General features: G+C 61.9%; 27 protein-coding genes. 16 read left to right on the top strand and 11 right to left on the bottom strand.

The window, feature by feature from the left end; all coding sequences use genetic code 11:
• Positions 1 to 6 precede the first annotated feature (6 nt).
• The 13 genes from nuoI to BPHY_RS10145 all read left to right on the top strand — a co-directional run bounded on the left by nuoI (position 7) and on the right by BPHY_RS10145 (position 11,723).
• Positions 7 to 495, top strand: a complete 489-nt coding sequence (gene nuoI, locus BPHY_RS10205) for an NADH-quinone oxidoreductase subunit NuoI (RefSeq protein WP_012401389.1) — start codon at positions 7 to 9, stop codon at positions 493 to 495.
• 159 nt (positions 496 to 654) lie between these two features.
• Positions 655 to 1,323: an NADH-quinone oxidoreductase subunit J gene (locus BPHY_RS10200; RefSeq protein ID WP_012401388.1), complete on the top strand. Its 669-nt coding sequence runs from the start codon at positions 655 to 657 to the stop codon at positions 1,321 to 1,323.
• A 19-nt stretch (positions 1,324 to 1,342) separates the two neighbouring features.
• Positions 1,343 to 1,648 carry an NADH-quinone oxidoreductase subunit NuoK gene (gene nuoK, locus BPHY_RS10195; RefSeq protein WP_007588140.1) on the top strand — a complete coding sequence of 102 codons (306 nt, stop codon included), beginning with the start codon at positions 1,343 to 1,345 and terminating at the stop codon, positions 1,646 to 1,648.
• Positions 1,649 to 1,666: 18 nt separating this feature from the next.
• Positions 1,667 to 3,736, top strand: a complete 2,070-nt coding sequence (gene nuoL / locus BPHY_RS10190) for an NADH-quinone oxidoreductase subunit L (RefSeq protein ID WP_012401387.1) — start codon at positions 1,667 to 1,669, stop codon at positions 3,734 to 3,736.
• A 22-nt stretch (positions 3,737 to 3,758) separates the two neighbouring features.
• On the top strand, positions 3,759 to 5,252 hold the full coding sequence (locus tag BPHY_RS10185) for an NADH-quinone oxidoreductase subunit M (protein WP_012401386.1): 1,494 nt from the start codon (positions 3,759 to 3,761) through the stop codon (positions 5,250 to 5,252).
• Between the two features lie 25 nt (positions 5,253 to 5,277).
• Entirely contained in the window at positions 5,278 to 6,756 is a 1,479-nt protein-coding gene (gene nuoN, locus BPHY_RS10180) for an NADH-quinone oxidoreductase subunit NuoN (protein ID WP_012401385.1), read from the top strand.
• The gene (locus tag BPHY_RS10175; protein WP_012401384.1) at positions 6,756 to 7,052 is read left to right on the top strand and encodes a DUF2818 family protein; all 297 of its coding nucleotides are present in this window, start codon (positions 6,756 to 6,758) and stop codon (positions 7,050 to 7,052) included. The genes nuoN and BPHY_RS10175 overlap by 1 nt, the downstream gene beginning before the upstream one ends.
• Before the next feature lie 41 nt (positions 7,053 to 7,093).
• Positions 7,094 to 7,684, top strand: a complete 591-nt coding sequence (locus BPHY_RS10170; RefSeq protein ID WP_012401383.1) for an NUDIX domain-containing protein — start codon at positions 7,094 to 7,096, stop codon at positions 7,682 to 7,684.
• A gap of 240 nt (positions 7,685 to 7,924) precedes the next feature.
• Positions 7,925 to 8,368 (top strand): DUF1178 family protein, encoded by a 444-nt coding sequence (locus BPHY_RS10165; protein WP_012401382.1) that lies wholly within the window; start codon positions 7,925 to 7,927, stop codon positions 8,366 to 8,368.
• Positions 8,369 to 8,423: 55 nt separating this feature from the next.
• Positions 8,424 to 9,620, top strand: coding sequence for an acyl-CoA dehydrogenase family protein (locus BPHY_RS10160; protein WP_012401381.1), 1,197 nt, complete (start codon positions 8,424 to 8,426; stop codon positions 9,618 to 9,620).
• A 10-nt stretch (positions 9,621 to 9,630) separates the two neighbouring features.
• Positions 9,631 to 10,758, top strand: coding sequence for an acyl-CoA dehydrogenase family protein (locus tag BPHY_RS10155; RefSeq protein WP_012401380.1), 1,128 nt, complete (start codon positions 9,631 to 9,633; stop codon positions 10,756 to 10,758).
• A 33-nt stretch (positions 10,759 to 10,791) separates the two neighbouring features.
• On the top strand, positions 10,792 to 11,250 hold the full coding sequence (locus tag BPHY_RS10150) for a MaoC family dehydratase (protein WP_012401379.1): 459 nt from the start codon (positions 10,792 to 10,794) through the stop codon (positions 11,248 to 11,250).
• Positions 11,247 to 11,723 carry a MaoC family dehydratase gene (locus BPHY_RS10145; protein ID WP_012401378.1) on the top strand — a complete coding sequence of 159 codons (477 nt, stop codon included), beginning with the start codon at positions 11,247 to 11,249 and terminating at the stop codon, positions 11,721 to 11,723. Before BPHY_RS10150 ends, BPHY_RS10145 begins: the two co-directional genes overlap by 4 nt.
• 38 nt (positions 11,724 to 11,761) lie before the next feature.
• Here BPHY_RS10145 and BPHY_RS10140 read toward each other — a convergent pair whose 3' ends face one another.
• From BPHY_RS10140 to BPHY_RS10115, 6 genes are all read right to left on the bottom strand, one after another.
• Complete coding sequence (locus BPHY_RS10140) at positions 11,762 to 12,463, bottom strand: glutathione binding-like protein (RefSeq protein ID WP_012401377.1); 702 nt, start codon at positions 12,461 to 12,463, stop codon at positions 11,762 to 11,764.
• Positions 12,464 to 12,622: 159 nt separating this feature from the next.
• Positions 12,623 to 13,861 (bottom strand): acyl-CoA dehydrogenase family protein, encoded by a 1,239-nt coding sequence (locus tag BPHY_RS10135; protein ID WP_012401376.1) that lies wholly within the window; start codon positions 13,859 to 13,861, stop codon positions 12,623 to 12,625.
• Between the two features lie 73 nt (positions 13,862 to 13,934).
• Positions 13,935 to 15,041, bottom strand: coding sequence for a phosphotransferase (locus BPHY_RS10130; protein ID WP_012401375.1), 1,107 nt, complete (start codon positions 15,039 to 15,041; stop codon positions 13,935 to 13,937).
• 33 nt (positions 15,042 to 15,074) lie between these two features.
• Entirely contained in the window at positions 15,075 to 15,797 is a 723-nt protein-coding gene (locus BPHY_RS10125; protein WP_012401374.1) for a histidine phosphatase family protein, read from the bottom strand.
• Positions 15,794 to 16,582 (bottom strand): oxepin-CoA hydrolase, alternative type, encoded by a 789-nt coding sequence (locus BPHY_RS10120; protein ID WP_012401373.1) that lies wholly within the window; start codon positions 16,580 to 16,582, stop codon positions 15,794 to 15,796. The genes BPHY_RS10125 and BPHY_RS10120 overlap by 4 nt, the downstream gene beginning before the upstream one ends.
• On the bottom strand, positions 16,582 to 18,162 hold the full coding sequence (locus BPHY_RS10115; RefSeq protein WP_012401372.1) for a 3-hydroxyacyl-CoA dehydrogenase: 1,581 nt from the start codon (positions 18,160 to 18,162) through the stop codon (positions 16,582 to 16,584). Before BPHY_RS10115 ends, BPHY_RS10120 begins: the two co-directional genes overlap by 1 nt.
• A gap of 132 nt (positions 18,163 to 18,294) precedes the next feature.
• Between BPHY_RS10115 and BPHY_RS10110 the strand changes: the two genes are divergently transcribed.
• Complete coding sequence (locus BPHY_RS10110; protein ID WP_012401371.1) at positions 18,295 to 18,942, top strand: glutathione S-transferase family protein; 648 nt, start codon at positions 18,295 to 18,297, stop codon at positions 18,940 to 18,942.
• Between the two features lie 106 nt (positions 18,943 to 19,048).
• On the opposite strand, the gene BPHY_RS10105 is transcribed toward BPHY_RS10110, so the two are convergent.
• Together BPHY_RS10105 and BPHY_RS10100 are read right to left on the bottom strand one after the other, a co-directional pair.
• A complete protein-coding gene (locus BPHY_RS10105; RefSeq protein WP_012401370.1) occupies positions 19,049 to 20,239 on the bottom strand; it encodes a pyridoxal phosphate-dependent aminotransferase in 1,191 nt (396 codons plus the stop codon).
• Between the two features lie 77 nt (positions 20,240 to 20,316).
• Entirely contained in the window at positions 20,317 to 20,832 is a 516-nt protein-coding gene (locus BPHY_RS10100; protein WP_012401369.1) for a putative toxin-antitoxin system toxin component, PIN family, read from the bottom strand.
• Between the two features lie 57 nt (positions 20,833 to 20,889).
• On the opposite strand from BPHY_RS10100, the gene yaaA reads away from it, so the two are divergent.
• Both yaaA and BPHY_RS10090 read left to right on the top strand, forming a co-directional pair.
• The gene (gene yaaA, locus BPHY_RS10095) at positions 20,890 to 21,672 is read left to right on the top strand and encodes a peroxide stress protein YaaA (RefSeq protein WP_012401368.1); all 783 of its coding nucleotides are present in this window, start codon (positions 20,890 to 20,892) and stop codon (positions 21,670 to 21,672) included.
• A 29-nt stretch (positions 21,673 to 21,701) separates the two neighbouring features.
• A complete protein-coding gene (locus tag BPHY_RS10090; RefSeq protein ID WP_012401367.1) occupies positions 21,702 to 22,868 on the top strand; it encodes a M14 family metallopeptidase in 1,167 nt (388 codons plus the stop codon).
• 132 nt (positions 22,869 to 23,000) lie between these two features.
• Here the strand turns inward: BPHY_RS10090 and BPHY_RS10085 are convergent, their stop codons facing one another.
• From BPHY_RS10085 to BPHY_RS10075, 3 genes are all read right to left on the bottom strand, one after another.
• The gene (locus tag BPHY_RS10085; protein ID WP_012401366.1) at positions 23,001 to 23,660 is read right to left on the bottom strand and encodes a BspC domain-containing protein; all 660 of its coding nucleotides are present in this window, start codon (positions 23,658 to 23,660) and stop codon (positions 23,001 to 23,003) included.
• A 216-nt stretch (positions 23,661 to 23,876) separates the two neighbouring features.
• Positions 23,877 to 24,551, bottom strand: a complete 675-nt coding sequence (locus BPHY_RS10080) for an energy-coupling factor ABC transporter permease (protein ID WP_012401365.1) — start codon at positions 24,549 to 24,551, stop codon at positions 23,877 to 23,879.
• A 93-nt stretch (positions 24,552 to 24,644) separates the two neighbouring features.
• The gene (locus BPHY_RS10075) at positions 24,645 to 25,526 is read right to left on the bottom strand and encodes a LuxR family transcriptional regulator (protein WP_012401364.1); all 882 of its coding nucleotides are present in this window, start codon (positions 25,524 to 25,526) and stop codon (positions 24,645 to 24,647) included.
• Between the last annotated feature and the right edge of the window lie 76 nt (positions 25,527 to 25,602).

The raw sequence follows: 25,602 nt of genomic DNA, 5'->3' as shown, positions 1-25,602 counted from the left end.
CGAACCATGACCGCAATCCAAAATTTCTTCAAGACCTTCTTTCTGACCGAGCTGCTCAAGGGCCTCGCGCTGACGGGACGCTACACGTTCCAGCGCAAGATCACCGTGCAGTTCCCGGAAGAGAAGACGCCGATCTCGCCGCGTTTCCGCGGCCTGCATGCACTGCGCCGCTATGAGAACGGCGAAGAGCGCTGCATCGCCTGCAAGCTGTGCGAAGCAGTGTGCCCGGCGCTCGCGATCACGATCGAGTCGGAAACGCGCGCGGACAACACGCGCCGCACGACGCGCTACGACATCGACCTCACCAAGTGCATCTTCTGCGGTTTCTGCGAAGAGAGCTGCCCGGTCGACTCGATCGTCGAAACGCACATCCTCGAATATCACGGCGAAAAGCGCGGCGATCTGTACTTCACGAAGGACATGCTGCTGGCCGTCGGCGACCGTTACGAAGCGGAAATCGCTGCGAACAAGGCAGCCGACGCACCGTATCGCTGATTCGGGTTGATACAGCAGTTCGGCGCTGCGTGGTCTGACAGGCATGAGACCGCGCGGCGCAGCCAGACCGCTCCGGCGCGGCGTCGAGCAACACAATGCAGAATGCGACGCGCGCCAGGGCACCAAGCCTGACGATGGCCTAACGATGAATCGGTAATCATGGACTTCACGACCGTACTGTTCTACATCTTCGCGCTACTCCTGACGGTGTCAGGGCTGAAGGTGATCACTTCGCGCAACCCGGTGTCGTCCGCGTTGTTCCTCGTGCTCGCGTTCTTCAACGCGGCCGCGATCTGGATGCTGCTGCAGGCGGAATTCCTCGCGATCCTGCTGGTGCTGGTATACGTCGGCGCGGTGATGGTGCTGTTCCTGTTCGTCGTGATGATGCTGGACATCAATCTCGACGTGCTGCGACGCGACTTCAAGCGTTTCGTGCCGATGGCGACCGTGGTGGGCGCGATCATCGTGATCGAAACGGCGCTCATCTTGTGGCACGGGTACGGTGCAACGGTTCAGCCGGTGCGCGACACGACGGCCGCCGTCGCGGGCGCCGCGGACTGGTCGAACACGCGTCTGATCGGCAAGATCATCTACACCGACTATATCTTCGCGTTCGAAGTGGCCGGCCTCGTGCTGCTCGTTGCGATCATCGCGGCGATTGCGCTGACCACGCGTCACGGCAAGGACAGCAAGCGCCAGCGCGTGTCGGATCAGGTCAAGGTGCGCCGCGAAGACCGTGTGCGCGTGGTCAAGATGGCGGCTGAAAAGGAACGTCTGGCCGAACCCGAAGCCATTACCGGTGACTCGGGCGCCGGCAAGAACAGCTGACGTCAGGAGGAGAAAAAATATGTTGTCCCTTGCCCATTACCTCGTGCTCGGCGCGATCCTGTTCGCAATCAGCATCGTTGGCATATTCCTGAACCGCCGCAACGTCATCATCATCCTGATGGCGATCGAGCTGATGCTGCTGGCGGTCAACACGAACTTCGTCGCGTTCTCACATTATCTCGGCGATGTGCATGGCCAGATCTTCGTCTTCTTCGTGCTGACGGTTGCAGCAGCAGAAGCGGCGATCGGTCTTGCAATTCTGGTGACCCTGTTCCGTAGCCTCGACACGATCAATGTCGAGGATCTCGATCAGCTCAAAGGTTAACTTCAGGCACAGGCTGTTATGTCAACGACACTCAATGAAAACCTGTTGCTGGCGGTTGCGCTTGCACCGCTGGCCGGCTCGCTGATCGCGGGACTGTTCGGCAATGCGATCGGGCGTGCCGGTGCGCACTCGGTCACGATCCTCGGCGTCGCGATTTCGTTCGTTCTTTCGTGCATCGTCTTCCTCGACGTGCTGAATGGCGGCAGCTTCAACGCCACCGTCTACGAATGGATGACGGTCGGCAAGGTGAAGTTCGAGGTGGGCTTTCTCGTCGACACGCTGACGGCGATGATGATGTGCGTCGTCACCTTCGTGTCGCTGATGGTGCACGTCTACACAATCGGCTACATGGCCGACGAAGAAACGGGCTACCAGCGCTTCTTCTCGTACATCTCGCTGTTCACGTTCTCGATGCTGATGCTCGTGATGAGCAACAACTTCCTGCAACTGTTCTTCGGCTGGGAAGCGGTGGGTCTCGTGTCGTACCTGCTGATCGGCTTCTACTTCAAGCGTGAAAGCGCGATTTACGCCAACATGAAGGCGTTCCTCGTCAACCGCGTGGGCGACTTCGGCTTCATTCTCGGCATCGGCCTGATCCTCGCGTACGGCGGCTCGATGAACTACGGCGACGTGTTCGCGAAGAGCCACGAACTCGCTTCGCTGTCGTTCCCGGGCACCGACTGGGGCCTGCTGACGGTCGCGTGTATCTGCCTGTTCATCGGCGCGATGGGTAAGTCGGCGCAGTTCCCGCTGCATGTGTGGCTGCCCGATTCGATGGAAGGCCCGACGCCGATCTCCGCGCTGATTCACGCGGCAACCATGGTGACGGCCGGTATCTTCATGGTGACGCGCATGTCGCCGCTGTTCGAGTTGTCGGACTCGGCGCTGTCGTTCATCACGGTGATCGGCGCGATCACAGCGCTTTTCATGGGCTTCCTGGGCATCGTGCAGAACGACATCAAGCGTGTCGTCGCTTACTCCACGCTCTCGCAGCTTGGTTACATGACGGTCGCACTGGGCGTGTCGGCCTATCCGGTCGCCGTGTTCCACCTGATGACGCACGCGTTCTTCAAGGCGCTGCTGTTCCTCGGCGCAGGTTCCGTGATCATCGGCATGCACCATGACCAGGACATGCGCAATATGGGCGGTCTGCGCAAGTACATGCCCATCACGTGGATCACGTCGCTGATCGGTTCGCTGGCGCTGATCGGTACGCCGTTCTTCTCGGGCTTCTACTCGAAAGATTCGATCATCGACGCGGTGAAGCTGTCGCATCTGCCGGGTTCGGGCTTCGCATACTTCGCGGTTGTCGCGAGCGTGTTCGTGACGGCGCTGTATTCGTTCCGCATGTACTTCCTCGTGTTCCACGGCGAAGAGCGCTTCCGCGGTCCGAAGCATCCTGACTCGCCGATGGGTGCAGAAGCGGCTGCGCATGGTCACGGTCATGGTCACGACGATCACGGCCACGGTCATGACGACCACCACGCTCACGAGCCGCACGAAACGCCGTGGGTCGTCTGGGTGCCGCTGGTTCTGCTGGCCATCCCGTCCATCGTGATCGGCGCGATCGCGGTCGGGCCGATGCTGTACGGCGATTTCTTCCAGCACGGCGTCGCATTCGAGAAGGTGATTTTCATCGGCGAAAACCATCCGGCGCTGCACGAAATGGCGGAAGAATTCCAGGGATGGGCCTCGATGGGCCTGCACGCTGCATCGGGCCTGCCCGCGTGGCTGGCGCTGGCGGGTGTGGTGGTGGCGTGGTTCCTGTACCTGAAGCGTCCGGATCTGCCCGCCGTCGTCAAGCGTGGTTTCGGTCCGATCTACACGCTGCTGGATAACAAGTACTACATGGACAAGATCAACGAAGTCGTGTTCGCACGCGGCGCCGTGGCCATCGGCCGCGGCCTGTGGAAGGAAGGCGATGTCGTGGTCATCGACGGCGTTGTCAACGGTAGCGCGCGCTTCATCGGCTGGTTTGCGAGCGTTATCCGTTTCCTGCAATCGGGTTACATCTACCACTACGCATTCGCCATGATTATCGGCATGCTGGGGCTCTTGACCCTGTTTGTAACGCTCGGCGGCAAATAAGAACAGGCTGGAGACACTTCTCATGCACACGACGTTTCCGATTCTGAGTATCGCGATCTGGATGCCGATTATTTTCGGCCTGGTGGTCCTGGCCATCGGTTCAGATCGCAATCCCGGTCCGGCGCGATGGATTGCGCTGATCGGGTCGGTGTTGAGTTTCATCGTGACGATTCCGCTGATCACGGATTTCGACACGAGTACGGCGGCATTGCAGTTCGAAGAAAAGGCTAACTGGATCGAGCGCTTCAACATCACGTACCACCTCGGCATCGACGGTATCGCGATGTGGTTCGTCGTGCTGACGGCGCTGATCACGGTGATCGTCGTGATCGCCGCATGGGAAGTGATCACGAAGAACGTCGCGCAATACCTGGCGGCGTTCCTCATCCTGTCGGGCATCATGGTCGGCGTGTTCTGCGCAGCTGACGGCATGCTGTTCTACGTGTTCTTCGAAGCGACGCTGATTCCGATGTACATCATCATCGGCGTGTGGGGCGGGGCGAACCGCGTGTACGCGGCGTTCAAGTTCTTCCTCTATACGCTGATGGGTTCGCTGCTGATGCTGGTGGGCTTGCTGTATCTGTACACGCAGACGGGCACGTTCGACCTGGCCGCATGGCACGCCGCAAAGTTGTCGATGACGCCGCAGGTGCTGCTCTTCATCGCGTTCTTCCTCGCGTTCGCCGTCAAGGTGCCGATGTGGCCTGTCCACACGTGGCTGCCGGACGCGCACGTGGAAGCGCCGACGGGCGGCTCGGTCGTGCTGGCGGCCATCATGCTGAAGCTCGGTGCGTACGGTTTCCTGCGTTTCTCGCTGCCTATCGCACCGGACGCAAGTCACTTCCTCGCACCCGTCGTCATTACGCTGTCGCTGATCGCGGTGGTCTACATCGGCCTCGTCGCGATGGTGCAGGCCGACATGAAGAAGCTGGTTGCGTATTCGTCGATTGCGCACATGGGCTTCGTCACGCTCGGCTTCTTTATCTTCAACCAGCTGGGCACGGAAGGCGCGATCGTGCAGATGATCTCGCACGGTTTCGTGTCGGGCGCGATGTTCCTTTGCATCGGCGTGCTGTATGACCGCATGCACTCGCGTCAGATCGCCGACTACGGCGGCGTCGTGAACACGATGCCGAAGTTCGCGGCGCTCGTGATGCTGTTCTCGATGGCGAACTGCGGCCTACCGGGCACCTCCGGTTTCGTCGGCGAGTTCATGGTGATTCTGGCCGCTGTCCAGTACAACTTCTGGATCGCGTTCGGCGCGGCCGTGACGCTGATTCTCGGCGCGGCCTATACGTTGTGGATGTACAAGCGCGTGTACTTCGGCGCGGTTGTGAACGATCACGTGAAAAGCCTCATCGACATCAACCGCCGCGAATTCTTCATGCTGGGGGTGCTCGCGGTGTTGACGCTGTACATGGGCATCTATCCGAAGCCCTTTACCGAAGTAATGCACGTGTCGGTGGAAAATCTCCTGTCCCACGTTGCGCAGTCGAAGCTGCCGCTACCGCAGTAATGCGAAGCGGAGGAATTTAAAGATCATGCAAAACGCACCTATGACCGCCTTGTTACCCGACGCGCTGGTGATGGCCGCTATCGTCGTCGCGTGGCTCATCGACACGTTCGTTGGCCCGAACAGCCGCCGCACGACGTATTTCATCGCGCTGCTTTCCACGGTCGTGGCCGGCATCTGGTTCGCCATCGATGCCCTCACGCCGGGCGCCGGGCCGCAATACTTCTTCTCGCGCATGTACGTGGTGGACCCGTTCGCCAGCGTGATGAAGGCGGTCGTGTCGCTGGGCTACGCGGTGTCGATCGTGTACTCGCGCAAGTATCTGGAAGACCGCGGCCTCTACGAAGGCAACTTCTTCCTGCTCGGCATGTTCTCGCTGCTCGGCCAGCTGGTGATGATCTCGGGCAACAACTTCCTGACGCTGTATCTCGGCCTGGAACTGATGTCGCTGTCGCTCTATGCGGCAATTGCGCTTCGTCGCGAGAACGCGCCGTCGACCGAAGCCGCGATGAAGTACTACGTGCTGGGCGCGCTGGCTTCGGGCTTCCTGCTGTACGGCATCTCGATGCTGTACGGCGCGACGGGCTCGCTGGAACTGAACGAAGTGCTGAAGGCCGTCGCATCGGGCCGCATCAACGACGTCGTGCTGCTGTTCGGCGTGATCTTCATCGTCGCGGGTGTCGCGTTCAAGATGGGTGCAGTGCCCTTCCACATGTGGGTACCGGACGTGTATCAGGGCGCGCCGACTGCAATGACGCTGATCGTCGGCGGCGGTCCAAAGGTCGCTGCGTTCGCATGGGGGCTGCGCTTCCTGGTGATGGGCCTGCTGCCGCTCGCCGTCGACTGGCAGGAAATGCTGGTCATTCTGGCTGCGCTGTCGCTGATCGTCGGCAATATCACGGGGATCGTCCAGCGCAACGTCAAGCGGATGCTGGCGTACTCGGCCATCTCGAACATGGGCTTCGTGCTGCTCGGGCTGCTGGCCGGCGTGGTCGACGGCAAGACGGGCGCGGCTGCGAGCGCCTACGGTTCCGCGATGTTCTACAGCATCGTCTATCTGATCACCACGCTCGGCTCGTTCGGCGTCGTGATGCTGCTCGCGCGCCGCGAATTCGAAGCCGAAACGCTCGACGACTTCAAGGGTCTCAATCAGCGTAGTCCGGTGTTCGCGTTCGTGATGATGGTGATGATGTTCTCGCTCGCAGGCATTCCGCCGGCAGTCGGTTTCTACGCGAAGCTGGCCGTCCTCGAAGCGACGATGAACGCGGGTCTCACGTGGCTCGCCGTGCTGGCTGTGATCACGTCGCTGTTTGGCGCGTTCTATTACCTGCGTATCGTCAAGTTGATGTACTTCGACGATCCCGTCGACACGACGCCGATCGTCGGCGACGCCTGCAAGCGCACGCTGCTCGCACTCAATGGTGTGGCCGTGCTCGTGCTCGGTATCGTTCCGGGTCCACTGATGTCGATCTGCCTCAACGCGATTTCCCATACGCTGCCGCTGTAATGTCGGCAGCGGGGTGGTTCATCGTGCTGTTGGCGCTCGTCGGCGCCAACCTGCCGTTCCTGAACCAGCGCGTATTCGGTGTCGTGCCTTTGCGGGCCGCCAGGAAAAGTGCGTGGATCCGGATCGGTGAACTGATCGTGCTGTATTTCATCGTCGGCGCGCTCGGCTTCATGCTCGAAGCGCGCGCCGGCAACCGCTTCGAGCAGGGCTGGCAGTTCTACGCGATCACGTTCAGCCTGTTCATCGTTTTCGCCTTCCCGGGCTTCACGTTTCAATATCTCGTCAAACGGCGCTGACGGTTTCGGCCGTCGCGCCCTTTGCTGCAAAGGGGTCGCACATGGCAGAACTTCCCGATCACGACGCTGCACTCAAAGAGACGTGCATTACGAGCGAAGTCGCGTATCAAGGGCCGTTCATGACGGTCAAGTTCGACACGGTGCGCTTGCCTGATGGCAAGCACGCGACGCGCGAGTACGTGAAACATCCCGGCGCCGTCATGGTGATTCCGCTCTTCGACGACGGCCGCGTGCTGATGGAAAGCCAGTATCGCTACGCGATGGGCAAGGTGATGTACGAGTACCCGGCGGGCAAGCTCGATCCTAACGAAGATTCTCTGACGTGCGCAAAGCGTGAGCTGCTGGAAGAAACGGGCTACACGGCGCGTGAGTACATCTATCTGACGCGCGTTCATCCCATCATTTCCTACTCGACTGAATTCATCGACATTTACGTCGCGCGCGGCCTGACGGCGGGTGAGCGCAAGCTCGACGACGGCGAATTCCTCGAGACGTTCATCGCGAAGCTGTCGGATGTGTCGGAGTGGGTGCGCACCGGTCAGCTGAGCGATGTGAAGACGATCATCGGCACGTTCTGGCTCGAAAAGCTCCTGTCGGGCGCATGGCCGGAAAATGCGCCGGAAGCGGGCTGATTCCCAGCGCAACACCGTTCGGTGTCGAACGAGAACGGCAGCCTTGCGCTGCCGTTTTCGCTTTTTGCGCTCGTGGAAGTTCAGTGATTCGCGCGTCGGCGCGCCAGACGCCAAAGCGCTAGAATGGCTGGTTACCGTTCGCGGGCGTGCTGATCGTTTCGCAAAAGGCGCCTGGATTTAGCGAACGACCGTTCATAAATGTCGTTTTTGCGATAAACTCGTACGCAAGCCCTGATTCCCATGAAGGTCCTTGATCTACAGTGTCCGCACGATCATCGGTTCGAAGGCTGGTTCGCTTCCGCCGATGACTTCGAGTCGCAGTTGTCCCGCAAACTGGTTGCCTGTCCCATTTGCGGTGCAACGGAAGTAAGCCGTTTGCCGTCGGCGCCGCGCCTGAATTTGTCGGGTGCGACGAGCGCGTCGAGCGCATCGAAGGAAAAGGCGGCTGCGGACGTTGGCGAGCTGCAGGCGCACATGATGCGCGCGCTGCGCGAGGTGCTGGACAAGACCGAGAACGTGGGCGACCGCTTCGCCGAGGAAGCGCGGCGCATTCACTACAACGAAGCGCCCGCTCGCAGCATCCGGGGTGTGACCACGCCGGAAGACGCACGAGCCCTCGTCGAAGAAGGCATCGACGTAATGCCGCTGCCTGTGCCCGCCGCACTGAAAGAGCCGCTGCAATAAGCGAACGCTTGCAGTGCTCCTGGCGGCGCAAGGCCGCGGCCAGGAGACTCTGCGCATGGATCTGAATTATTCCCCCGCCGACGACGCATTCCGCGCCGACATTCGCGCATGGCTCGAGGCTAATCTGCCTGACGCGCTCCGCGACAAAGTCCTCAATCACAAACGTCTGAACCGCGACGATTACGCGAGCTGGCATGCGCTGCTCGGCAAGCGTGGCTGGTCGGCCCCTGCATGGCCGGCCGAATACGGCGGACCGAACTGGAACGTGACGCAGCGTCATATTTGGGACGAGGAGTGTGCCCGCCTCGGCGCGCCAACCGTGTTGCCGTTCGGTGTGTCGATGGTCGCGCCCGTGCTGATGAAATACGGCAGCGAAGCGCAGAAGCGCCGCTATCTGCCGCGCATTCTCGACGGCAGCGACTGGTGGTGCCAGGGCTATTCGGAGCCCGGCTCGGGTTCGGATCTCGCATCGTTGCGCACGCGTGCTCAACGTGTAGGCGATCACTATGTCGTGAATGGGCAGAAGACCTGGACGACGCTCGGCCAGCACGCCGACATGATGTTTTGTCTCGTGCGCACCGACAGCGGCGCGAAAAAGCAGGAAGGCATTTCGTTCCTGCTGATCGACATGAAAACGCCGGGTATCACGGTGCGGCCCATCGTCACGCTCGACGAGGATCACGAAGTCAACGAAGTGTTCTTCGAAGACGTGAAGGTCCCTGTCGAGAACCTGGTCGGCGATGAGAACCGCGGCTGGACTTACGCGAAATATCTGCTTGGGCACGAGCGGACGGGTATCGCTCGCGTCGGCCAGTCGAAGCGCGAGCTGGCGTTTCTGAAGCAACTCGCGCTGAATCGGAAGAAGAACGGCAAGCCATTGCTGCACGATCCGCTCTTCGGCGCGAAGGTCGCGAGTCTCGAAATCGAACTGATGGCGCTTGAAATAACGGTGCAGCGCGTCGTCGCGAATGAGGCGGGCGGACGCGGGCCGGGACCGGAGGCGTCGATGCTGAAGATCAAGGGTACGGAAGTGCAGCAAGGCCTGACTGAACTGATGTACGAAGCGGTCGGCCCGCTCGCGGCGCCGTTCGATGTGCCGTTCCTGGAAGGCGAACGGGCGCACAGCATCGCGGGCGACGACGATGCCGCGCCGCTCGCCGCGTACTACTTCAACTACCGCAAGACGTCGATCTACGGCGGCTCGAACGAAATTCAAAAGAACATCATCGCGCAGATGATTCTCGGACTGTGAGGCGCGGCGCATGAACTTCAATTTCACCGATGAACAGCAACAATTCGCCGACGCGCTGCGCCGTTATCTAGACAGGCACTACGCATTCGAAGCGCGCCAGGCAATCGTGCGTTCGGAAGCAGGCGTATCGAACGAGCATTGGTCCGCGTTCGCCGAACTCGGATTGACTGCGTTGCCCGTGCCCGAAGCACGGGGCGGCTTCGATGGCGGCACGGTCGACATGCTGGTCGTGATGCAGGAACTGGGACGCTCACTGGTCGTCGAGCCGTACTGGTCGACGGCCGTCGGCATCGAGGCGCTGAAGCTGTCCGGTACGGGCGAGGGCGACGATGCGGCGTTGCTGGAACGCGCGGCGCCAGGAGAGATCAGACTGGCCGTCGCGTTTCATGAGCCGCACGCGCGCTACGACCTGTTTTCCGTCGGCACGACAGCGACGCCTGAAGGCGACGGCTACGCATTGAGTGGAACGAAATCGGTCGTGCTGCATGGTGCGCAGGCCGATTACTGGATCGTGCCCGCGCGGCTCGACGGAGAGATCGCGCTGTTCGTGGTCGCATGCAACGCGACAAACGCACAGGTCACCGATTACCGGACGATCGACGGCCAACGCGCCGCGACGCTCGTCTTCAAGGCGACGCCGGCGCGCAAGCTGAACGGCTCACATGCAGGCGCGGCGGCGCTGGAACACATCGCCGACTACGGCATCGTGTTGCTGTGCTCGGAGGCAGTCGGTGCGCTCGACGCACTGAATCACGCGACCGTCGAATACACGAAGACCCGCCAGCAATTCGGCGTGCCGATCGCGCGCTTCCAGGCGCTGCAGCATCGGATGGTCGAGATGCTGATCCACGCCGAGCAGGCGCGTTCGGCCACCTATCTTGCGGCCGTGCGCTACAGCAGCGACGACGCCGACGAGCGCCGCCGCGCGGTGTCGGCTGCCAAGGTGCGAGTGGGGCAAGCGGCGCGCTTCGTCGGCCAGCAGGCAGTGCAGTTGCACGGCGGCATGGGCGTGACGAACGAGGTGGCGGCCGCGCACCTGTTCAAGCGTCTCGCTATCATCGAAACCACGCTCGGCGATGTCGATCATCACCTTGCTCGGTTTGCGTCGCTGCCGGGATTTGCAACGGCCGGCGCGTGAACGCACGCACAATATATGCAAACGAGGTGAAACATGAATTTGGCCTACGAGGACATGGAAGTCGGCACGACGCACGAGGTCGGCTCGCACACGTTCACGCGCGACGAGATTATCCAGTTCGCAGAACAGTTCGATCCGCAGCCGTTTCACGTGAGTGATGCGGGCGCATCGGCGTCGCCATACGGGACGCTGATCGCGAGCGGCTGGCATACGTGCTCGGTGATGATGGGCTTGCTCGTGCGCAATGTGCTCGCGGGTTCGACGTCGATGGGGTCGCCCGGTATCGACGATCTGCGCTGGTTGAAGCCCGTGCATGTCGGCGACACGATCCGCATGACCAACAGCGTGCTCGACAAGCGCGTATCGACTAGCAAGCCGGACCGCGGCATCGTGTCGACGCAATGGCAGGGGTTCAATCAGCATGGCGAGCTGGTGATCACCGTGCGATCGAAGGCGCTCTTCGGACTGCGTCATCCCGGGGCTGCCGCATGACGCCCGACCTGACGCCCGCTCTGACGCTCCGCTCGGCCGACGACGTGCGTGCGCTGGTCGGCCAGCCGACGCGCGTCAGCGATTGGGTCGAAGTCGATCAGGCAAGCGTCGACCGCTTCGCTGTGGCAACGGGCGATCATCAATGGATCCACGTCGACGCCGAACGCGCGAAGCGCGAATCGCCGTTCGGCGGGCCGATCGCACATGGGTTTCTGACGCTGTCGCTGATTCCGGCGCTGCTCATCGATACATTTCGCTTCGAGCAGCGCATGGGCGTCAACTACGGACTCAATCGCGTGCGTTTCACGGCGCCCGTGCCCGTCGGCTCGCAGTTGCGCGCGAGCTTCGCGATCGCGGGCGTGACGGACGTCGAAGAGGGTGGTGTGCAGATCGCGTGGAATGTGACGCTCGAGCGGAAGGGGAGCGAGCGTCCCGTGTGTGTCGCAGAGTTCATTACGCGGCATTATTTCTAGGTGCATCGAAGCGACTTCGCACCATGCGATGCCGATGTTCAGTGCTTCGCGTACTGTGTCGCACCGAACAACACTTCCTTGGCCTTGTCGTCCATCAGCGGCACGCGCGCCGACGCCAGCACTTCGACGCCGCGTTGCACGGCGGGGCGCGCGGCGATTTCTTCGTGCCAGCGTTTCACGTTCGGATAATCGTCGATCTGCAAACCCTGGTTTTGCCATGAGCGGGTCCACGGAAACGTCGCAATATCGGCGATCGTATAGTCGTTGCCGGCCAAATAGCGGGTCTTGCCGAGTTGCGTATCTATCACGCCGTAGAGGCGTTTTGCTTCGTTCGTATAGCGGTTGATCGCGTATTCGATCGGCTGCGGCGCGTAGACGCGGAAGTGGTGTGTCTGGCCGAGCATCGGACCGATGCCGCCCATCTGGAACATCAGCCATTGCAGCGTTTCGTAACGCGCGGCGGGATCGGTGGGCAGGAATTTGCCTGTCTTCTCTGCGAGGTAGATCAGGATCGCGCCTGATTCGAACAGGGAGAACGGCGCGCCGTCGGGGCGCTTCGGACCTTCGGTGTCGACGATGGCGGGGATTTTATTGTTGGGGCTGATTGCCAGGAAGTCTCTCGCGAACTGGTCGCCGGCGCCGATGTTGATTGGGTGTGCTGTGTATTCGAGGCCTGTCTCCTCGAGCATGATGTGGATCTTGTGGCCGTTCGGGGTGGCCCAGCTGTAGACGTCGATCATTGGTGTGCTCCTTTGAGTTTTTGCCTGCGGCGTGGCGTTGCCGGTTTCTGGGGACTATCCGTCAGCGAGACCAGAAACTGACACCCAGCGTCGCAAACAACAAAAAAATTAGATCACCGTTCACAAAACCCTGCTGACGGAGCGACAAACACACCGACGTCAAAACGGACCTGAATCAGCCGGCTGGGCATACTTGCCCAGCTCGATCTTGGCTATCGCATTGCGATGGACCTCATCGGGCCCATCCGCAAACCGCAACCACCGCGCGGTTGTATACGCATAAGCGAGCGGAAAGTCATCGCACATACCAGCGGCGCCATGCGCCTGAATCGCCCAATCGATCACGGTACAAGCCATGTTCGGCGCCACAACCTTGATCATCGCAATCTCGCCGCGCGCTCCCTTGTTACCGACGGTATCCATCATATAAGCCGTCTTCAGCGTCAACAGCCGCGCCTGCTCGATCAAACAACGTGCCTCCGCAATACGTTCCTGCGTGACCGTCTGCGCAGCAATTGGCTTGCCAAACGCAACCCGCTGAAGAGCACGCTTCGACATCAGTTCAAGGGCGCGCTCAGCAAGCCCGATCAATCGCATGCAATGGTGAATACGTCCCGGGCCTAATCGCCCCTGCGCGATTTCAAACCCGCGTCCTTCGCCCAGCAGCATATTCGCGGCAGGCACGCGCACGTCGTCGAGCGTGATTTCCATGTGACCGTGCGGCGCGTCGTCATAACCGAACACCGTCAGCGGACGATGCACCGTAATACCCGTCGCATCGGCGGGCACGAGAATCATCGATTGCTGTTGATGACGGGGCGCGTCGGGATCCGTCTTGCCCATCACGATCAACAGCTTGCAGCGCGGATCGCCCGCACCCGACGACCACCACTTGTGCCCATTGATCACATACGAGTCGCCGTCGCGCACGATGCTCGTCCGGATGTTGGTCGCATCGGATGAAGCGACTTCCGGCTCGGTCATCAAGAATGCCGAACGGATCTGGCCTTGCAGCAGCGGCTCCAGCCATTCGCGTTTGTTTTCCTCGCTCCCATAGCGCTCGATGGTTTCCATGTTCCCGGTGTCGGGCGCGCTGCAGTTGAACACCTCGGGCGCCCACGGCACGCGGCCCATGATTTCGCACAGCGGCGCGTACTCGAGATTCGTCAAACCCGCGCCGCGCTCCGAGTCGGGCAGAAACAGATTCCACAGACCGGTATTGCGCGCCTGCTGCTTCAGGCTTTCGATGAGTTCGGTCGGCACCCACGCATTGCCCGCCTGACGGTTGCGCGCCACCTCGGCGGCAAAGGCCTGTTCGTTCGGATAGATGTGCTCGTCGAAGAAGGCGACGAGCTTGTCGCGCAATGCCTGAACCTTCGGGGTGTAGTCGAAATTCATTTTGCCCTCTGGATGACGTCGAATCCGTTCTACAACGTAAATGTGTGGAAGAGCCGCCGCTGCGCGCGTTCACTCAACGCACTTTCTGCGCATAGCGCCACGCAAGTTCCGCCATCGGGCGCGCCCGCCGTCCCGCATCGAGCGCCTGTTCGCTTGCAGCCGTGCCATCGACGACGCGTTTCATGATTCCTTGCAGAATCGCCGCAATGCGGAACATGTTGTACGCGAGGTAGACGTTCCAGTCGCCGCGGATTGTCAGGCCGGTGCGCTCGCAGTAGCGTTGCACGTACTGTGCCTCGTCGGGAATGCCGAGCGCGCGCCAGTCGAGACCCGCAATGCCGCGAAACTGCGCGGGATCGACGTGCCATGCCATGCAGTGATACGCGAAGTCGGCGAGGGGATCGCCGAGCGTCGACAGCTCCCAGTCGAGCACGGCGAGCACGCGTGATTCGTGAGGATGGAAGATCAGATTGTCGAGCCGGTAATCGCCGTGCACGACGGTTGCGCGCTCGCCCGTGTCGGCGGGCACATGTTGGGGCAGCCAGTCGATCAGACGATGCATCGCGTCGATCGGCTCCGTTTCCGATGCCTGATACTGCTTGCTCCATCTGCCGATTTGTCGCGCGAGATAGTTGCCGGGCCTGCCATAGTCCGCAAGCCCGGCCTTGGCGACATCGACGGTATGCAATGCGGCGATCACGCGATTCATCTCGTCGTAGATCGCAGCGCGCTGCGGGGGCGTCATGCCGGGCAGCGAGGGATCCCATAGCACGCGGCCCTGAACGAACGCCATGACATAGAACGCGCGGCCGATCACGCTTTCGTCTTCGCACAGCGCGAGCATCGTCGCGACGGGCACATCGGTGTCACGCAGCGCGAGCATCACGCGATACTCGCGTTCGATCGCGTGCGCGGACGGCAGCAGTTTCGCCGACGGACCGGGTTTCGCGCGCATCACATAGGCGCGCGTCGGCGTGATCAGCTTGAAGGTGGGATTCGACTGGCCACCCGCGAACTGTTCGAGCGTCAGCGGTCCCGCGTAGCCGTCAACGTGCTGCGCGAGCCACGCGGAAAGCGCTTCGATGTCGATGCGTTGCCGTTCGCTGACGGGACGTGTGCCTTCGAAGGCGGTGTAATCGGTTTGAGTCGTCGATCCGGCTGGTGTCGCGGCGTGCGGCATGTCTCCTCCGTTGGATGATCGAATGATCGACTGCTAGCTGCCTCTGCTTTGCAGGAATTGCGCGTACAGCAATTCCATCGACGTATTGCGCACCTCGCGATGCAGTGGCGCAAGCGGGGCGTGATTGATGAGCCGCACGACCCAGTCGCGTTGCGCGGCGCCCACATCGAGCGCATTGATACAGCCCATTGACTGTGCGAGATGGCCGAAGAACGTGCGGCCGCCCGCCGTGATCGCGTGCGAGAGAATCGCGCGATTGACGCCGCCATGCAGCACGAGCAGCGCGACGTCCCATGTTGCATCGTTACGCAGCGCCGCGAGCGCTGGCAGCACGCGATCGAACAGTTCGCCGATCGTTTCGCCACCGAGAAACTGCACGTGTTCCGCGACGATGCCGTCGAACGCGCTGAGAAAGGCTGCTTCGAGGTCGGCGAGCGGGAGCGAACCCGGCTTGCCGCTGCGGATTTCTTCCCACGCGGGCTCGATCTCGACAGCGGCATCAGTGCCCATTTGCGCGAGCACGCGCTGCGCGGTCTCGACCGCGCGCGGCAGGCCGCTCGCAATCACGCGATCGAAGCGCACGTTCTGTTGCGCGAACACACGACCGGCGGCATCCGCCTGCGCGCGGCCTTTCTCGTTCAGCGGCACGCGCTCCGGGTCGATCGTGCCACCCGACTTGTCGAAGTAGGTGACGTCGCCATGCCGCATCAGATAGATGCGGCGGCGTTTCGGCAACTGATAAGCGGGCGTGCTCATCGGTAGTTCGGCGTGCGCTTTTCGAGGAATGCCGTGATGCCTTCGAGTCCGTCGCGATGATGCAGCGACGCGACAAAGCTGTCGCGCTCCGCGACGAGCTGATCGGGCAGCGACTGCTCGCCCGCGGCCGCGATCAGGCCTTTGATGCGTGCCTTTGCATTCGGCGAGACCTTGCCGAGATCGTCGGCCCACGCGACAGCCGCATCGCGCACGGCACCCGGTTTCGCGAGGCGGTTGACGACGCCGAGTTCATAGAGACGCGGCGCACCGATCGGCTTGCCTTCGATCAGCACTTCCGTTGCGATCTGACGCGGCAGCGCACGTGCGAGGAACCACGAGCCGCCGCCGTCGGGCGTGAGGCCGACACGCGCGTACGACATCACGAACTTCGCGTCGTCGGCGGCGACGATCAGGTCGCATGCGAGCGCCAGCGAAAAACCTGCACCCGCCGCCGCGCCTTCGACGGCAGCGATTACCGGCTTCGACGACGCCTGCAGTGCGGCAATCCATTCGCCGAGCAGATCGATGCTTTGCGCCTGCACGGACGGATCTTTCGCGCGGTTCTCGAGCAGGCGGTTCAGATTGCCGCCTGCGCAGAAGAAGTTGTCGGCGCCCGTGATGACGATCGCGCCGATCGACGCGTCGCGCTCGGCCGTGTTCATCGCTTCGATGCCGGCCGCGTACATGTCCGGGTGCATCGCGTTGCGCGCCCCTGGGTTCGAGAGTGTCAACACGAGCGTCGATTCGCTTTCGGTCGGGCGCGAGGCGAGCAGTTCGGCGGCCATTATGCGTGCTCCTGAGTGTCGTAGTTGTTGTCGTCATTGTCGGTGGCATCGCGTTGCGTGAGCGGCATACCGAGTTGCGCGCGGCGTGCGAGCCACGGTGAAGGACGATAGCGCGGATCGCCGAGCACCTTGAACATGTTGCGCAGAATCGTCAGGATGGTCTGCGCGCCGAGCGCATCGCCGAGTGCCAGCGGTCCGCGTGGATAACCGAGGCCGAGCGTGACGGCGAGATCGATGTCTTCCGGCGACGCGATCTGCCGCTGCGCAATATCGCAACCAATGTTGACGATCGTCGCGACGACACGCTGCGCCACGAAGCCCGTCGAATCGCGGATCACGGTGACGGGTACGCCGTCGTGTGCGAACAGGGCGTGCGCGGTATCACGCGCGGCGCGCGTCGTCGCGGGCGTTGTCATCAACGTGCGGCGTTGTGCTTCGACGAGCGGGAAGAGCGTGTCGATGGCGACGACGCGGCTCGCATCGAGACCTTCATCGACGGCGGCTGTCGTTGCATCGAAACCCAGCGGCGTCACGACGATCAGCGAATCGGCGCCGGGCGTCGCACCTTGGTCGACGGCGACGCCGGCCCTTGCAATCAGCGCGACTACGGCATCGCGTGCAGCGGGCCCACGCGCGCTGACCCACACGCGCTTCGGCAGTTCAGTTGGTGCCGGGGCTTCGGCGGGCGCCTGCTGCTTGCCATCGACGTAGACATAGAAGCCTTCTCCCGCCTTGCGTCCGATCAGGCCGCCCGCGAGGCGCGTGCCTGTGATCGGCGACGGCGTGAAGCGCGCCTCTTCGTAGAACTGGTGATAGATCGATTCCATCACGGGATGCGACACGTCGAGCGCGGTCAGGTCGAGCAGCTCGAACGGTCCGAGCCGGAAGCCCGCCTGCTCGCGCATGATGCGGTCGATGTCGACGAAACTCGCAACACCTTCATCCGCTACTCGCAGGCCTTCCGTGTTCATGCCGCGGCCCGCGTGATTCACGATGAAGCCAGGCATGTCTTTCGCGCGCACGGGCGTATGGCCCATGCGGCGTGCGAGATCCATCAGCGCGTTGCCGGCGGCGGGATCGCTGCGCAAACCGTCGATCACTTCGACGACCTTCATCAGCGGCACCGGATTGAAGAAGTGATAGCCGAGCACACGCGACGGGTCCGTGCATGCGGCAGCAATTGCCGTGATCGACAGCGACGACGTGTTCGACGCGAGTATGCAACGTTCGCTGACGATGCCTTCCAGCTCCTTGAAGAGCGCGCGCTTCACGTCGAGCTTTTCGACGATTGCTTCGACGACGAGATCGCAGTCCTTCAGTTCTTCGATGGCGTTGGCGCCCGTCACGCAGGCAAGCGCCGCGAGCGAACGCGAACTGTCTAGCTTGCCTTTGGGAACGAGCTTCGAGAAGGTGTCGGACAGATAGTCGCGCGCCGCGCCGACCGCTGCGGCGTTCGTGTCGTAGAGCCTGACCTGGAGGCCCGCGAGCGCGGCGATCTGGGCGATGCCGCGTCCCATCGCACCCGTGCCGACGATGCCGACAGTCTCGATGCTGTACTGGCGAGAGGTGTACGGTGACATGATGTGACTCACTCCATGATTGTTCTAAAATAGTACGTGCGTTCCAAATTCATCGCGCTGGCCCGCCGCATTGTCAACGTGCGCGGCGAACGGCAAAGCGTCTTTCGACAACCATCCGCAGGGAGACACCGGATGATCAAGCTGCACGGTTTTGCGCTGTCCAACTATTACAACAAAGTCAAGTTTGCGCTGCTCGAATTCGGCATTCCGTTCGAGGAAGTGGCCGTGCAGCCGAGCCAGCATGAGGCGTTTCTCACGCACTCGCCGCTCGGCAAGGTGCCGTACATCGTGACGGAGCACGGCAGCCTCTGCGAGTCGCAGGCGATCATCGAATATCTGGCCGCGGCCAATCCCGACAAGGCGATTTTCTCTCCTGACCCGTGGGAAGCCGCGAAGGAACGCGAGCTGATCACGTTCGTCGACGTGCATCTCGAGCTGACGGCGCGCAATCTGTACAAGCAGGCGTTCTTTGGCGGCACGATCACCGACGCCACGAAGGGGCGCGTCGAGAAACTGCTGATCCATCATATTCGCGGCTTCCGGCGGCTCGCGGCGTTTACGCCGTATCTGCGCGGCGAGCGCTTCAGCATCGCGGACGTCGCGGGCTTCGTGAGCCTGCCGCTCGTCGGCATGGCGACGCAAGCCATTTACGGACGCGACTTCTTGCTCGATGTCGGGATCGACTGGAAGCCGTACGTGAATACGCTCAACGCACGGCCGGCCGCGCAGCGCGTGACGGACGACCGCAAGGCGTATATGGAAGCGCAAAAGAAGAAGTGAGCGTGCAGTCCGCCTGCGTGCGCGACATGCCGGTGCGCCAGCGCTGCAACGCATCGCGCGCGATGGCGAAGAACCCGGGCTCGTTCGCAACATCGCGCGCGCCATATCAGAGACGCGCCAGCCGTTCGAGCGCGGTGGCGAGCGTGTCCTCTTTCTTCGCGAAGCAGAAGCGCACGACGCCCGATTCGTGCCGCTCGTGATAGAACGCCGACACGGGAATGGCGGCCACGCCGATCTCGCTCGTCAGCCATTGCGCGAATTCCGCTTCGGGCATGTCGCTGATGGCCGAATAGTCGACGCACTGGAAGTACGTGCCCGTGCACGGCAACAGCTTGAAGCGCGATTGCGCGAGACCCGCACGGAAGAAGTCACGCTTCTTCTGATAGAACGCGGGCAGATTCAGATACGGCGCCGGATCTTGCATGTAGTGCGCAAGGCCGAGTTGCATGGGCGTGTTGACAGTGAACACGTTGAACTGATGCACCTTGCGGAATTCCGCCATCAGCGCGGCGGGCGCGGCGACATAGCCGACCTTCCAGCCCGTCACGTGATACGTCTTGCCGAAGCTCGACACGACGAAGCTACGCTGCGCGAGTTCCGGATAGCGCGCGACGCTCTCGTGCGGCGCGCCGTCGTAGACCATATGCTCATACACTTCGTCGGACAGGATCAGAACATTCGTGCCGCGTACGATGTCCTCGAGCTTCTTCATGTCCTCCGCGCGCCAGACAGTGCCCGTCGGGTTGTGTGGCGTGTTGATCAGGATCATGCGCGTCCTCGGCGTGATCGCGGCAGCGAGCTTGTCGAACGGGATCGCGTAGTCGGGCGCGTCGAGCGTGACGAACACGGGCTTGCCGCCCGCCAGTTCGATCGACGGCAGATAGCTGTCGTACGTCGGTTCGACGACGATCACTTCATCGCCCGGATGAACGGCACACAGGATGGCCGTCAGAAGTGCTTGCGTTGCGCCCGCCGTCACTGTGATTTCCGTCGTCGCGTCGTAGCGGCGGCCGTACAGGCTCGAGATCTTTTCGGAGATCGCCTGGCGCAGCGGTGCGACGCCGGCCATCGGCGGGTATTGATTGTGTCCTTCGCGCATCGCATTGGACACGGCATCGACGATGCGTGGATCGCAATCGAAATCCGGAAAGCCCTGGCCCAGATTGACCGCGTTCTTTTCGACGGCGAGCGCGCTCATCACGGTGAAGATCGTCGTGCCGACGCTCGGCAGACGGGACGGGAACGAGGGTGTGGTGGTCATAGGCGTAGTCGTCGTCGGATCGTGCGGTGCGTTCATGTCGATTGTAGGGAAAAAGGGCGCGGCGGTTGAGTGTGCGGGACTGCGCGTATGAATTGCGTAGCGTCTTGCGGGCGTCAGGCTTGCGCGGCTTCTTCGGCTGTCAACGCACATTCGGCGACGAACGGCGCGGGCTGTGCGATCCGGAAACCGAAGTCGCGCGCAATCCGCCTTGCCATCCTCAGTACCGCGCGATCCTTCGAGACCAGCCAGTCCGCCTGCATCGCATGCGCGAGCTCGAGAAACTTCTGATCGTCGCGGTCCTTGCATTTGGGCAGCGGGCGCGCGTCTTCGGCGGGCGCGGGCTGGACGAACGTCGAGAGGCGCGCGACCGTCGCCAGCGCAGCGGCCTTGTCGACGGCGCGCTTCTCGAACTGCGGATAATCGAGCACATGCGTCAGCTCGGCGAGACACCGTGCGTCGATCAGCGCGCGCAGTGCGCCGCTTTCGAGCGCGGCGAGAATGGGGCGCGTGTGGGGATCGTCGAACACGAGAATGTCGATCCACACGTTCGAATCAAGCACGACGGCGGGCACGGCCGCGAGCATGGCAGCAGGCGCGTTCTGTTCAGGCGAGGCAGGGGTTTCGGGCATTCGTTACAATCTGGCTTTCGTCTTTGACCGCCAGGCACGGCGTGCCTGAAAGCCTCTATGATAATCGTTCTGTCGCCGGCCAAATCGCTCGACTACGAGACGCCGCCGCACGTCAAGAAGCATACGATCCCCGATTTCGTCGATGACGCCGCCGAACTGATCGGCGGTCTGCGCCGTTTGTCGCCGCAAGACATCGCATCGCTGATGGACATTTCCGATCAGCTCGCGCATTTGAATTTCCAGCGTTACGCCGACTGGTCGCCGACCTTCGATTCGTCGAACTCGAAGCAGGCCGTGCTCGCGTTCAACGGCGACGTGTATGAAGGCTTCGACGCGAAATCGCTGTCCGCATCCGATCTCGATTACGCGCAACAGCACGTGCGCGTGCTGTCGGGGCTGTATGGCCTGTTGCGTCCGCTCGATCTGTTGCAGCCGTACCGGCTCGAAATGGGCACGCGCTTCGAGAACAGTCGCGGGAAGGATCTGTACGCATTCTGGGGTGCGCGCATCACGCAGGCGCTCAACCAGCAACTGGAAAAAAAGAAGGGCGGCTCGCGCGTGCTGATCAATTGCGCGTCGACGGAATATTTCAAGTCGGTCAAGCCGAAGCAGCTCTCGGCGCCCGTGATCACGCCCGTATTTGAAGACTGGAAGGGCGGCCGCTACAAGATCATCAGCTTTCACGCGAAACGCGCGCGCGGCTTGATGGCGCGCTACCTGGTGGAAAATCGCTTCGACACGCCCGAACAGATGAAGGCATTCGATTCCGAAGGCTATGCATTCGACGCTCAGGCCTCGAACGACTCCACCTATGTCTTTCGTCGGCGCGTCGCAGACTGACGCCGCGCCGAACCAGCAGGAACATCAACATGACGCTATCCATTACGAGCAACTTCGACGCCGGCGCGATCGAAGTCCTGTCCTGCGCGCAGGCCGACAACATCCGTTTGCGCGTGCGTCCGGACAGCCACGCGGACTTCGCGCAGTGGTTCTACTTCCGGCTGTCGGGTGGCCGAGGCGAGCGCTGCGTCATGACCTTCGAGAACGCTGCCGACTGCGCATTCGCCGAAGGCTGGCGCGACTATCACGCCTGCGCGAGCTATGACCGTGTGAACTGGTTCCGCGTGCCGACCTCGTACGACGGCCGCGTGCTGACCATCGATCACACGCCCGATTTCGACCGCGTCTACTACGCGTACTTCGAGCCATATAGCGAAGAGCGCCACTCGGAATTTCTCGGCGCAGTCCAACAGATGCCGCATGCTGCGCTGACGGAACTAGGCAAGACGGTCGAAGGCCGGCCGATGTCGGTGTTGACCCTCGGCACGCCGACGCTGCGCGACGACGGTACGCTGAAGCCGAAGAAGAAAATCTGGATCATCGCGCGTCAACATCCCGGCGAGACGATGGCTGAGTGGTTCGTAGAAGGGCTGGTGAAGCGGCTGGTGGGCTGGGGCGATTGGTCGGGCGATCCCGTTGCGCGCAGGCTCTACGATTACGCGGACTTCCACATCGTACCGAACATGAACCCGGACGGCAGCGTGCACGGCAATCTGCGCACGAATGCAGCGGGCGCGAATCTGAATCGAGAATGGATGGAGCCGGATGCCGCACGTAGTCCTGAAGTGCTGCTCGTGCGCGACGCGATCCATGCGACGGGCTGCGATCTGTTTTTCGACATTCATGGCGACGAAGCGCTGCCGTATGTGTTCGTTGCGGGCTCGGAGATGCTACCGAGCTTCACCGAGCGGCAACGCGAGGAACAGACGGCGTTCATTGAGGGCTTCAAGCGCGCGAGTCCAGATTTCCAGGATAAGTACGGTTACGAATCGAGCAAGTATCGGCAAGATGCGCTCAAGCTGGCGTCGAAGTATATCGGCAACGAGTTCGGTTGCCTGTCGCTGACGCTGGAGATGCCGTTCAAGGACAATGCAAATCTGCCCGACGAACGCATCGGCTGGAATGGCGAGCGCAGCGCGGCGCTCGGCGCGGCGATGCTGCAGGCTATCCTCTGGCATATGGAGGCCTTCGCCTGAGGCGCGTGTTGTGTCGACACGTTGACCAGTCGTCAAGGTATGCGAAAAAGCGAGGCCACGTGGAATGCGTGGCCTCGTTTTGTTGATCATGCGCTGTGCCCCGTCCGATGTTCGGACAAGGCGCAAGCAGCATCAATGCTTCTTCTTTGTGCTCGACTTCTTCGTGCTGCTGCTCTTGGTCGTCACGGCCTTGCCGGACGATTTGCCCGACTTTTTGTTGCCCGACTTGTTCGGCGAGCTCTTGGTCGATTTGCCGGAGTTCTTCTTCGAACCCTTGCCGCTGACGGCATGTTTGCCCGTCGCGCTGTGAGAGCCCGACGACGTGGCGCTGTGCGCGCGCAGCGGCGGCACGGGATCGTTCCAGCTGAATGCGAGCATCTGCGCACCGACATAGCCGCAGCGGAATTTGAGTGGTGATGGATCGCCGCCCGCTTGCGGAATGCCCAGACCTTCGACGGTCACAATGCTGTCGACCTTGACCTTCTGCTTGCCTTCGTCGAACGAATCGTTCCAGGGTGTGACAGCCGCATGAGCGCTGTCGAACGAACTGGGCGGGAACTCGACGTGATCGAATGCCGTCGATGTGCTCGCGACAAAATTGCCATGCGCGGCGCAGTCCGCGACAAGCGGATCCGCATGCATATCGTTGACGAATTTGTTGACGAGGTCGTTGTGCTGTCCGAGTTGATCGGCAAAAGCGGGCAGCGTGCAAGCGAGCGATGCGCTCGCCAACCACACCGCTAACCGGCCGACCAACCGCGGCAATCGGCGCGGTGCGTTCGTGCGATCCATCTATGTTTGGTCAATGCTATGAAGACTTCAGGCACATAAGATGCCTGTCGGCAGGAATGAGTTCAATCCTGGCATAAATATTTTGTCGTGTCGTGGTGTGCCGGCTCGATGAGCGAGAGATCGGCGGATGGTGCATGGATGCGCGAACGCATGAAGAGACTACGAACCCGGCAGAGCCAGGTCCATGTCGTTGCTCTATGCACGAACGAAAAGCGATCAGGTACGCGGGCCGCCGAGACGGTAGCGGCGCACATCGTAGGTGGTGACCCACGCGGGACGATAGACCGCGATCAACGCAGTCGACATACCTGTGAACCACGATTCTCCCGACGCAAGCAGGAACACGCTAAAGGCATAGCCGGCGGGGATAACGGACATCGATCCGTCGGCGAGCGCGATGTGTGTTGCCAACGCAACCGCCGACGCGACTGAAACCGCGATGGCCGGCGACACGAAGCCCTGGCCGAAGATGAACATGAAGAGGTTGCGTGGCAGCCAGGCAATGCTCGCGCGTTGCAGCAGCGTCGAGACTCCGACGGGCACGGCGCCGAAGACGAGAAACGTGAGCGCAATGCCTTGCCAAGGTGCATCGAAGACAACCGCGGCGAGCCCCGTGACGATGGCCATCGCGATTAGCGCCAGGCCCCAGTCGAAGAGCGTGACGACGAGCGTCGCACCCAGCAGATGAATGACCGTGCCGTCTTCGAGCCATGCATTGGTTGCCCACAGCACCGAGACGGCGACGATGATCGCGAGCCACACGTGCTGAAGCACGGGTTCCTGCAATCGTCTGAACGGGTTCTTCCAAAGCGCGAGTGCGAGCAGCGCCACAGCGGCGATCCAGCCACCGACAGCGACCCACAACGGAAGCGGTGTATAGAGGAAACCCATGTCTTCATATTACTCGTTGAACGGTGAAACGTGTGAGCGGATTCCATGCCAGCGATGATTTAATGTCGATTGACATCAGATTCCTTTCGACCTTTACATCGCGCCATCGTCGCGTTCCGCGCTCGGGCGCCTCGCGCCGTAGGGCGCCGTTGCTTCGGCTGCCATCGGCAGGGTGGCGGGAGTGTCGCTGCCGGGCAACGGATAGCGGAAAGTCCGCTGCTTTCGCTGACGCAGCGGTACGACGTTGGGCGCAACGCGTGCCTGACGCGGGATGCGGTTTTGTCCGCTGCGCAGCACCTCGAGTTGCGCGGTGAGCCAGCCGTTGTAGATCGCGACAGCGGCGGCGCGGTTGGGCGCGCCGAGTTGCTGGAAGATCGTGGCCAGATGGATTTTCACCGTGCCCTCGCTGATGCCCAGCGCGCGAGCGATCATTTTGTTCGTGCTGCCCATATGTACGCAGCGCATGATCTGTTCTTGCCGCGGCGAGAGACCGCCCGTCAGGTTTGACCGCTTCGGCGTAGCGAACAGTTCGAGCGAGCGTGGGTCGTCTAGCTGGCGCACGCGTCTGCCTGGCGATGCACGTCCGTCGAGCGACAGTGCGCCAGCGGGAATGTAATGGACGCCCAGCAGAACCATTTCGAGCGCGCGCACGATCACGCGCGGGTCGGTCGAGCGCGGGATCACGCCGAGCACGCCTTTCTCGACAAACGCGCGCACGTGAGCGGGCGAGATATCGTCGACCAGCACGGCGACGGGCAGGCCCGGATGATTGACGAGCAACGCGCGGGCGTCGGCGGGCGACATCCAGTCCTCCCAGTCGATCAGCAACAGATCGGGCTGCAGACGGCGCAACGTGCGCTCGGCCTGTGGCCAGTCCTGTGCTTCGCCGAAACGTGCTTGCCGGTCGACTTGCCGTAAGAGCGCCTTGAGTCCTTCCCTGCGTTCGGCGTCTGAGTTGAGAACTGAAAATCGCATGCGTTGGCTCCTGATCGATCGGTCATGACGGCGCGATGCGCGCTACGTTCTCGTCGTTGCGCAGCGATGCACCGTC

This window comes from Paraburkholderia phymatum STM815 (assembly GCF_000020045.1).
In the GTDB taxonomy this organism is placed as follows: Bacteria; Pseudomonadota; Gammaproteobacteria; order Burkholderiales; family Burkholderiaceae; genus Paraburkholderia; species Paraburkholderia phymatum.
This window is presented reverse-complemented; position numbering and strand designations above follow the sequence as displayed.